The 9966-nt window shown below is 58.1% G+C and carries 7 protein-coding genes and 1 pseudogene; 7 read left to right on the top strand and 1 reads right to left on the bottom strand.

Going from position 1 to position 9966, the window contains the following annotated elements:
• Nucleotides 1-45: 45 nt before the first annotated feature.
• Nucleotides 46-478, top strand: a pseudogene (locus tag ACSSVV_RS04335) (acyl-CoA dehydrogenase family protein); the annotation flags it as partial.
• Nucleotides 479-935: 457 nt separating this feature from the next.
• On the opposite strand, the gene ACSSVV_RS04330 reads toward ACSSVV_RS04335, so the two are convergent.
• A complete protein-coding gene (locus tag ACSSVV_RS04330; RefSeq protein WP_264673085.1) occupies nucleotides 936-1877 on the bottom strand; it encodes a DcaP family trimeric outer membrane transporter in 942 nt (313 codons plus the stop codon).
• A 230-nt stretch (nucleotides 1878-2107) separates the two neighbouring features.
• Between ACSSVV_RS04330 and ACSSVV_RS04325 the strand changes: the two genes are divergently transcribed.
• The 6 genes from ACSSVV_RS04325 to astB all read left to right on the top strand — a co-directional run bounded on the left by ACSSVV_RS04325 (nucleotide 2108) and on the right by astB (nucleotide 9957).
• Nucleotides 2108-3571, top strand: coding sequence for an exonuclease domain-containing protein (locus tag ACSSVV_RS04325; RefSeq protein WP_036148721.1), 1464 nt, complete (start codon nucleotides 2108-2110; stop codon nucleotides 3569-3571).
• A gap of 44 nt (nucleotides 3572-3615) precedes the next feature.
• Nucleotides 3616-4830 carry an aspartate aminotransferase family protein gene (locus tag ACSSVV_RS04320; protein WP_454105630.1) on the top strand — a complete coding sequence of 405 codons (1215 nt, stop codon included), beginning with the start codon at nucleotides 3616-3618 and terminating at the stop codon, nucleotides 4828-4830.
• A gap of 167 nt (nucleotides 4831-4997) precedes the next feature.
• Nucleotides 4998-6014, top strand: coding sequence for an arginine N-succinyltransferase (locus ACSSVV_RS04315; RefSeq protein ID WP_454105629.1), 1017 nt, complete (start codon nucleotides 4998-5000; stop codon nucleotides 6012-6014).
• A 27-nt stretch (nucleotides 6015-6041) separates the two neighbouring features.
• A complete protein-coding gene (gene astA, locus ACSSVV_RS04310) occupies nucleotides 6042-7127 on the top strand; it encodes an arginine N-succinyltransferase (RefSeq protein WP_113879245.1) in 1086 nt (361 codons plus the stop codon).
• A complete protein-coding gene (gene astD, locus ACSSVV_RS04305; RefSeq protein WP_153740577.1) occupies nucleotides 7127-8602 on the top strand; it encodes a succinylglutamate-semialdehyde dehydrogenase in 1476 nt (491 codons plus the stop codon). Before astA ends, astD begins: the two co-directional genes overlap by 1 nt.
• Nucleotides 8603-8616: 14 nt before the next feature.
• Entirely contained in the window at nucleotides 8617-9957 is a 1341-nt protein-coding gene (gene astB / locus ACSSVV_RS04300; protein WP_454105628.1) for an N-succinylarginine dihydrolase, read from the top strand.
• Nucleotides 9958-9966 lie beyond the last annotated feature (9 nt).

Below are 9966 nucleotides of genomic sequence, written 5' to 3'. Positions count from 1 at the left end.
CACATTGCTGTGCCTGTCAGTGCCGGAATGTGTGATGTTTAGCGGGCCTTCCGTAATGAACACACCGATCCTGCTATCTTTCGTGAAATGGGCGAGAACGGCCTGCTGGGTGCCACCCTGCCGGAGCAGTACGGCGGCAGTGGCCTCAATTATGTGAGCTATGGGCTGATCGCCCGGGAGATCGAGCGGGTAGATTCCGGCTACCGTTCAATGATGAGCGTGCAATCTTCCTTGGTGATGGTGCCCATCTACGAATTCGGCAACGAAGAAACCCGCCAGATATACCTGCCCAAACTGGCCTCTGGCGGATGTGGCCAGGCTCGCCCGGGACATGCTTGGTGGTAACGGCATCAGCGATGAATTCGGGGTGGCCCGCCAGCTGGTGAACCTGGAAGTGGTGAATACCTATGAAGGCACCTACGATGTCCATGCCCTGATTCTGGGGCGGGCACAGACCGGAATCCAGGCCTTCTTCTGAGGGCTGGGGAGAAACTTAAGCGGGCTGTCCTCCTGTGGGAGCAGCCCGTTTTTTTATGGCTGGAGTTCAGTCTGACCGAAACAACAGTCAGACTGAAAGCGCGTCAGTTGGCAAAGAACATCCAGTCGAAATAATCGTGCAGATCCTGCATGGCCCAGGCTTCTGCAGGTTGGGTCAGTTCGAACAACAGGTTTTGGTTTTTGGCGAGTTTCATGGCGTTACCTCACGTCGTTGCGATAGGAATGCGAGTTCGCTGTCGCCAGCGTATCAAGGCTTTTGCATTGGTCATGCCAAATCTTTTGACTGAAGGTAAGTCTATGAAAATGTTAAGTAAGGAATAATTGGCTTTGAAGCTGGAAGGTGAGAGCTGAGCAGGAATGGTGCCGGCGCACCATCCTGGAACGAAAAACCCCAGCCGGAGCCGGGGTAATTCTGAGTTAACTTCTGATAGGAAGGATCAGAAGTTGTACTGTGCTGCGAACATCAGGCGGTTAGCGTCTTCGCTGTCACCACCTTTGGTTTCGGTTTTCCAGTACTGGTATTCAACGCCCATCATCACGCTCTTGACCGGCGTCCACATGTAGTTGGCAATGATGTTGGAGCGGGTTTCTTCGTCTCCATCATTTTCAACATCCAGTTCCACCATACCGTAGGTCAGGTTGACGCTGCGGCCGTTGCCCAGGGACAAGCTGGTGCCGATTGAAGCGCCGTAGCCTGAGATGGTTTCGAGGTCTTCACCGTCGAGGTAGGCATCAGCTGAACCGGACTGGTACAGATAGGCATTGGCGCCGTCTGTGTAGTTCAGGGCGCCTTGGATAGACACCATGTCTGAAGCCTTGAATTTGGCAGCGCCAAACATGCCGTAACCCATGGCGGAGTCGTCTGCATCCGCGGTTTCATCCTCATAGGCGTTTTGCTTGACCAGGCCTGCTACAGCAAATGACAGAGCGTCCGCGGAGCCCTCATAGCGGGCAGTGACAGCGGGCATGCTGTCTTTTTCTTCCGTAGTGTCATCGATAGATCCTTTTGGATCCTCCAGGGCAACGGACAGTCCGCCCGTGGTGTAGCGAAGCTGAGCTGTGCGAAGCTGGTAGCCTGCCCAGCCGGCGCTGCCGTTGAAGTCCAGGGTCGGCGTATTGCCGGTGAAGCTGTTGTAGTTTGACCAGGTTTGACCGGCGAGGATGCCGTTATACTCACCGAAAGCGTGGCGCAGGCGGAAATTGCCTCCGCTGGCGAAGTCACCTTCAACGGTAATCCTGAAGTCTTGCGGCAGAGTTGCCTTCACGCCAATACGGCTTTGTGTGGCAGAAGCGTCAAAATGACCTTCATTGTCAGAGCCGTCAACCATTGAGAAATCACCAGCCAGAGTACTGTTGTCACCGGTGATCTTTTCGTTGATATCGTAAGTGGCAGTCAGTCGCGCGTAGCCGTCGCACGAATTGCCATTCTTAATTTGTTGCTTTGCATTGTTGTTGTCTCCACACGTTTATTGTTGTTGGACCCACAGACAAAGTAGTTACGAATCTATGACAATTCAAACAGAATCGGTGATTAGTTAGACGAATGTCTATAGGCCTTCGATTCAGTCATGGTGGCATCCGGAGGAGTACTTTGGTCGTAATGGGCAAGATGACTTTCAAACACGAGATGCTATCTGAACCTACGTTTGCCTTCGTCGATATTGAAACCACCGGCGGCAATGCCCAGCGGGATCGGATCACCGAAATTGGTATCCGCTTCTGGCGTAACGGGGCCGTTGTGGGGGAATGGCAAACGCTCCTGAACCCGGAAGCCCGGATCTCCGGGTTCATCGAACGACTGACGGGTATCTCCAATGCCATGGTGGCGAGTGCCCCTCGTTTTGAGACCGTTGCCGACGAGCTGGAGCGGCACCTGGACGGGTGCATTTTTGTCGCCCACAACGCACGCTTTGATTACGGTTTTATCAAGAGTGAATTCCGCAGATTGGGGCGTCTGTTCAGTGCCCGGGTGCTTTGCACCGTTCGACTTTCCCGGGCGCTCTATCCGGAGGCCGAACGCCACAACATGGATGCGCTGATCGCCCGGCACGGATTACCCGCTGTTGAGCGCCACCGGGCCATGGGCGATGTCACTGCCATGCTGGCGTTCTTTGAACACACCTTGCTTGAGCATGGCGAAGACACCGTTGGTGCCACCATCAACCGCCTGCTCCAGCGCCCCAGCACACCCTCCAACGTACCCGCGGAAATGCTCGCTGACTTGCCGGCGGGGCCCGGTGTGTACCGGTTTTATGGAGATAACGATGTGCTGCTGTACGTGGGCAAAAGCACCAATATTCGCCAGCGGGTGGCCTCGCATTTTTCCGGTGATCATCAGAGCAGCCGTGGAATCCGGCTGTCCGAAAGCCTGCGCCGGGTGGAATACACCGAAACTGCCGGAGAGCTAGGTGCCCTGTTGCTGGAACTCAAACAGATAAAGACCCTGAGCCCGCTGTTCAACCGTCGCTCACGGGCGGCGAAAAGCCTGGTCAGCATCGCCCTGCACCCGGACAACTCCGGCTACCTGAATGCCGAGTTGGCCAGAACCATCACGCCGGATCAACTGGGAGATTACTTCGGCCTGTTTCGCAGCAAGCGGGACGCGTTAAGTGCGTTACGGGGCATCGCCAGCAAAAACGACCTGTGCGGAAAACTCCTGGGGTTGGAGCCGGCAACCCCGGGACCATGCTTTCAACGATCCCTGGGGCGGTGCAAAGGTGCCTGTGAAGGCGCGGAAGACGTCACCCGGTTCAACCTGCGCATGCAGATCGCCTTTCATAATCTGCGTCTGAAAACCTGGCCCTGGCCCGGCCCAGTTGCCCTGGCCGAAGAAAACCCGGAAAACGGACGCACGGACTGGCTGATCATCTGGAACTGGATTCATATAGAAACGCTGCGCAGCGACCAGCACACCGAGGCCGATCTGCACGACTATCAGCCCGGCGAAGACCCGGTCACCTTTGATCTGGATTCCTACAAGCTGCTCATTAAAGCGCTCCTGGGGAAAGATCGAAACCACCATCGCATCATCGAGTTACATGCTATAACACAACCGGCTGTTCTTATGCCCTGAGTGGCGTATTATGGGGAGGAATTCATCCACTCAGAGAGAGATCCATGAACAGAGAACCTGTCTCCCGCGAACTTTTTGATGAAGTCATGGTGCCCAACTACGCCCCCGGAACCATCATCCCGGTGCGAGGCGAAGGCTCCCGCGTGTGGGATCAGGAAGGCCGAGAATTCGTGGATTTGCAGGGCGGGATTGCCGTCACCAGCCTGGGCCATGCCCACCCGGGGCTACTGGGTGCGTTACAGGAACAGTCAGAAAAAATCTGGCACCTGTCCAACGTCATGACCAACGAGCCGGCCCTGCGGCTGGCCAAAACCCTGTGCGACCTCACCTTCGCCGAACGGGTGTTCTTCGCCAACTCCGGCGCCGAAGCCAACGAAGCCGCCTTCAAACTGGCCCGTCGCTACGCGTGGGAACACTACGGCCCGGAAAAACACGAGATCATTTCGTTCAAGAACTCCTTCCACGGCCGCACCCTGTTCACCGTCAGCGTGGGTGGCCAGCCCAAATACCTGGAAGGCTTTGAACCGGCCCCTGGAGGCATCCATCACGCCGAATTCAACAACCTGGACTCGGTAAAAGCGCTGATCTCCAAAGAGAAAACCTGCGCTGTCGTGGTCGAGCCCGTCCAGGGCGAAGGCGGCGTCATGCCGGCAGATCCCGAATTCCTGCAAGGACTGCGAGACCTCTGCGACGAACACAACGCCCTGCTGGTCTTCGACGAAGTCCAAAGCGGCGTAGGCCGCACCGGCTACCTGTACGCCTACGAAATGTACGACGTAACACCGGACATCCTCTCCAGCGCCAAAGGCCTGGGTGGCGGCTTCCCCGTTGCCGCCATGCTCACTACCGCCAAAGTCGCGGCCAGTCTGGGCGTAGGTACCCACGGCAGCACCTACGGCGGCAACGCGCTGGCCTGCGCTGTGGCCCAGAAAGTCATCGACACCGTCAGCCAGCCGGAAATCCTCAAGGGCGTCAAAGCCCGCTCCGAGAAATTGCGCAAAGGCATGATGGACATCGGTGAACGCTACGGCGTGTTCTCCGAAGTTCGCGGTGCTGGTCTACTCTTGGGTTGTGTGCTGACCGAACAATGGCAGGGCAAGGCCAAAGATTTCCTGAACGCCGGCCTGGATGAGGGCGTGATGGTCCTGGTGGCCGGAGCCAATGTGGTGCGGCTGGCGCCTTCGCTGATCATTCCGGAAACGGATATTGAGGAAGCTTTAGAGCGTTTCGAAGCAGCAGTGAAAAAGCTGAAGGCATAAGACAACGTAGCCCGTATGGCAGCCCCCCTGTCCGGAAATGTCGGAGGCCAAGGATGGCCGGAGAGAAGTGCACATGGATGTGCTCGTAGCGGTTTCCGGACAGGGGGGCTGCCATATGGGCGGCCGTCAAACTCAACCGTGTCAGTTAGAACCGGGGAGTAAACACCATGTGGCGAGTCAGACCAGCCAAACTGGATGACCTGCAACAAATCCTGGACATAGCCGGCGCCCAAACCGCCAGGCTCTCGTCCACCCTGCCCAAAACCGAAGAAACCCTGGCCCGGAAAATCCAGCACTCCCGGGCCTCCCTGGCCGACAACGCCCCCGAAGGCACCCCGCGCCGCTTCCTGTTCGTACTCGAAAACACCGACACCGGCGAAATCGCTGGCACCGCAGGCATCGACAGCCGCGCCGGCAATGGCCAGCCATTTTACAACTACCGGCGCGACTACCTCATCCACGCCTCCCACGAACTCAACGTCTCGCGCCGTGTCGAAGTCCTGTACCCGAGCCACGCGCTCACAGACCTGACCCTGCTGTGCTCCTTCACCCTGAGAGAACAACACCGCAACACCCCGGTATTCGAGCTGCTATCCCGGGCCCGAATGATGTTCATTGCCAGCCACCGGGAATGGTTCACCAACCGAACGGTGGTTGAAATCCAGGGCATACAGCACGAAAACGGCAGCGTGCCCTTCTGGGACAGCCTGGGGCGACATTTCTTCAATATGGACTTTGAAACCGCCGATCAATACTCCGGGCAGCTTAGCAAAACCTTTATCGCCGAACTCATGCCGCCGAACCCGGTATACGTCACCCTGCTCAGCACCGAGGCCCAGGAAGCCCTGGGCCAGCCACACCCGCTGACCGAGCCAAACTATCAGTTGCTCCAGCGCGAAGGTTTTCAGCCCGGATGCTACGTCGATATCTTTGACGGCGGACCAGTGATGGAAGTGCGCACCGACAGCCTGAAAACCCTGGTGACCAGTCAGCCCAAAACACTGCACGGCAGCCACCAGAACGATGGTGAAACCTGCCTGATCAGCGCCGGCGAAGGTGAGCACTTCCGCTGCCTGTTGACCCCGGTGGCAGAAACGTTGGCGGATGATGTAAAAGTGCCGGTGAGCACCTGGCATGGCCTGCAAAGCAGCGCCGGCGACCCGGTAAGGATTTCACCGTTATGAGCATGCAAATACAGGGGAGGGCGTAAGATGCTGGTGATCCGCCCGCTTCAGTCTGACGATCTGGAAGACCTCTATGCCATGGCGCAGAAGGCCGGCAAAGGCCTGACCACATTGCCCGCCGACCGGGAACTGCTTCAGCGCAAGATTGATCGCGCCCGTGAATCCTTCAATCAACGCTGTGCGCCGGAAGCGGCCCTGTACCTGTTTGCGCTGGAAGATATTCAGGCCAGGAAGACCGTTGGCATCAGTGGCATCGAGGCCCGGGTTGGCCTGGAAGAAGTGTTCTACAATTACCGGCTGAGTGTCACGGTCAATGCATCGAAAGAGCTGGGTGTGCATGTGCGCACGCCCACGCTGAACCTGTCCAACGACATGACCGACACCACCGAAATCTGCTCGCTGCTGCTTTCCGACGAGTATCAGGGCGGCGGCAATGGCCTGTTGTTATCCCGCTGTCGTTTTATGTTCCTGGACGATTTTCGCAAACGCTTTTCCGACAAAGTGTTCGCGGAAATGCGTGGAGTCTCGGACAAAGACGGTAAAAGCCCCCTGTGGGATGCCCTGGGCAGCAAGTTTTTTGACATGGAGTTCAGCCAGGCCGATATGCTCTCCGGGCTTGGCAATAAATCCTTCATTGCGGAACTGATGCCGAAATACCCCATCTACCTGCCGATGTTGCCAGACGCTGCGCGGGCGGTCGTTGGCATGGTGCACGACAATACCCGGCCGGCGCTGAAGATGCTGCAGGCCGAAGGTTTCAACTTCAACGGCATGGTGGATATTTTCGATGGCGGGCCTGTGGTTGAAGCCTTTGTCCATAACATTCGTACGGTGCGGGAAGCGGTCAACCGGCATGCCATGGTAGTTAATCACAGCATGGATCTGGATGTGCCGGCAGAGCAACGGGTGATGATCTCGAACCGGTCGTTCCGGGACTTTCGGGTAACCACCATACCCATGAACTGCATCGGGCCCGACACTGTCAAAATTCCTAGAGTGCTGGCCGAGGCTCTTTTAGTGGAGTCGGGTGATCCGGTGCGTATTGCCCCTTTGAAGGAGGGTGCTTTGTCGCCGATCCGGCCAAACAATTCCGAACCGGGAGGTGGTAAATAATGGCAAACCTGACAGGCAATGTTTACATCGACGGGCTCTGGCTGCAAGGCCACGGAGCGCCCTTTGAATCGGTGCAGCCGGTAACAGGTGAAACGGTCTGGGATGGCAATGCCGCCAGTCTCGAAGATGTTGACGCAGCGGTTCGGGAAGCTCGAAAGGCGTTTCTGGCCTGGCGCCGGAAAAGTCTCGCAGAACGCCAGGCGGTGATTGAGGCCTTCGGCGAACTGCTTGAGGCCAACAAGGAAGAAATGGCCCATCAGATCGGCCTGGAAACAGGAAAGCCTCTCTGGGAGTCCCGCACCGAAGTGGCGGCCATGATGGGTAAAATTCCGATCTCCGTGAAAGCCTACAACGAGCGTACGGGTCACACTGAATCTGACGTGGCTGGCGGACATGCGGTGTTGCGCCACCGTCCCCATGGCGTGGTCGCCGTGTTTGGCCCCTATAACTTCCCGGGCCATCTGCCCAACGGGCACATTGTGCCGGCCTTGCTGGCCGGCAATACCGTGGTGTTCAAACCCAGCGAACTGACCCCGGGGGTGGCGGAACTCACTGTCAGGCTCTGGGAAAAAGCCGGTCTGCCGGATGGGGTGATCAATCTGGTTCAGGGCGGTTCCGATACCGGCAAGTGCCTGGCCCGCCACCCGCTGATTGACGGTTTGTTCTTTACCGGCAGTTCCACCGTCGGGCACCTGCTGCACGAACAGTTCGGCGGCCAGCCGGAAAAAATCCTGGCGCTGGAGATGGGCGGTAATAACCCTCTGATCGTTCAAAATGTGTCAGATCTGGATGGCGCCGTGCACCACGCACTGCAGTCCGCGTTCCTGTCGGCCGGCCAGCGCTGTACCTGTGCTCGCCGGTTACTGGTGCCCAAAGGCAAGAAGGGTGATGAATTCCTGGCACGGCTGGTGGAAGTGGCGGCCCGCATCACCGTGGCGGAATTCGATGCTGACCCGCAGCCGTTTATGGGCTCGGTGATTTCTGCCGATGCGGCAGACCAGCTACTCAAGGCTCAGGCTGCGATGCTGGAGAAGGGTGCGACCTCGTTGCTGGAAATGAAACAGCTCAAGCCCGATACAGGTCTGTTGTCGCCGGGAATTGTGGATGCGACCGGGATAGAGCTGGAAGATCAGGAGTTTTTCGGCCCGCTGCTGACGGTGTACCGCTACAAAGGCTTCGATGAGGCCCTGGAGCTTGCCAACAACACTCGCTACGGCCTGTCTGCCGGCATCCTGAGCGATGACCGCAAACTCTATAATCGTCTGGTGGAGGAAGTGCGCGCCGGTATTGTGAACTGGAATCGGCCACTTACCGGGGCCAGCAGTGCTGCACCGTTCGGTGGTGTCGGCGCCAGCGGTAACCATCGTGCCAGTGCCTATTACGCGGCCGATTACTGCGCCTGGCCGATGGCCTCTCTGGAAGCCGGCAAGAGTGAGCTGCCGGATAGCCTGGCCCCGGGCCTGAACTTTGACTGACAGGAACAGCTGCCATGGTTAAACATGCGGTAGAAGCAAACTTCGATGGCCTGGTGGGTCCGACCCATAACTACGCCGGGCTGTCATGGGGCAATGTGGCCTCAAAATCCAACGTCAATGCGGTGGCCAACCCCAGAGAGGCGGCACTCCAGGGACTCGAGAAGATGAAGCGGCTGGCGGACCGGGGCTATGTGCAGGGCATTCTGCCACCCCACGAGCGCCCGCACATTCCCACCCTCCGTGCGCTGGGCTTTGAGGGCAACGAGCGTCAGATTCTGGAAGCCGTAGCCAAGGCAGATCCCGCCATTCTGGCGGCGGTGTCGTCGGCGTCCTGCATGTGGACAGCGAACGCGGCTACCGTCTCTCCCAGTGCCGACACAGCCGATCACCGGGTGCACTTCACCCCGGCCAATCTCAGTGCCAAGTTCCACCGCTCCATTGAACACCAGGTCACGGGTCGTTCGCTGAAAGCGATTTTTGGTGACGAAAGCTACTTTGCCCATCATCCGGCGCTGCCGTCGGTCAGTCATTTTGGCGATGAGGGGGCGGCTAATCACACCCGCTTGTGCAGTCGCTACGGGGAGCCGGGCGTTGAGCTGTTTGTGTATGGCCAGGTCGCGTTCAATGAATCCGCTCCGGCGCCAGGCAAGTACCCGGCGCGCCAGACCCTCGAAGCGTCACGCGCCATTGCCCGCCTGCATGGCCTGACCGATCGCCGTGCCGTGTTTGCCCAGCAGAATCCGGCGGCTATCGATGCCGGCGTGTTTCACAACGATGTGATTGCGGTCGGTAATGGCAAATGCCTGTTCTATCACGAGCAGGCTTTTCTTGATGAAGCCCGGGTACTGGCAGACATTCAGGAGCGCCTGACCGGTGCCGAGCTGGAAGCCGTGCGTGTTTCATCAGCGCAGGTGCCCATCGAAGATGCGGTGGCTTCCTATCTGTTCAACAGCCAGCTTCTGAATACCGCAGACGGCATGCTGCTGGCGGTACCCGGTGAGTGCCGGGAAGTGGCCTCGGTCAGCCGCTATCTGGATGAACTGGTGAAAGCCGATACGCCCATCACCGCAGTAGAAGTGTTTGATGTAAAACAATCCATGCGCAATGGTGGCGGGCCTGCGTGTCTGCGCTTACGGGTGGTGCTCAACGACGACGAGCTGCACGCTATCAACCGGGGTGTGATCCTGACCGATGCGCTCTATGAGCGACTGACCTCCTGGGTTGAAGCCCACTACCGCGACCAGCTCAGCCAGCAGGATCTGGCCGACCCGATGTTGCTGGAGGAAGTGCGAAAAGCGCTGGATGAGCTGACCGGTATTCTTGGTCTCGGCAGCATCTACGATTTTCAGCTGTAGGGCTTACCG

The sequence above is a fragment of the Marinobacter sp. MBR-105 genome (assembly GCF_053628895.1).
This window is presented reverse-complemented; position numbering and strand designations above follow the sequence as displayed.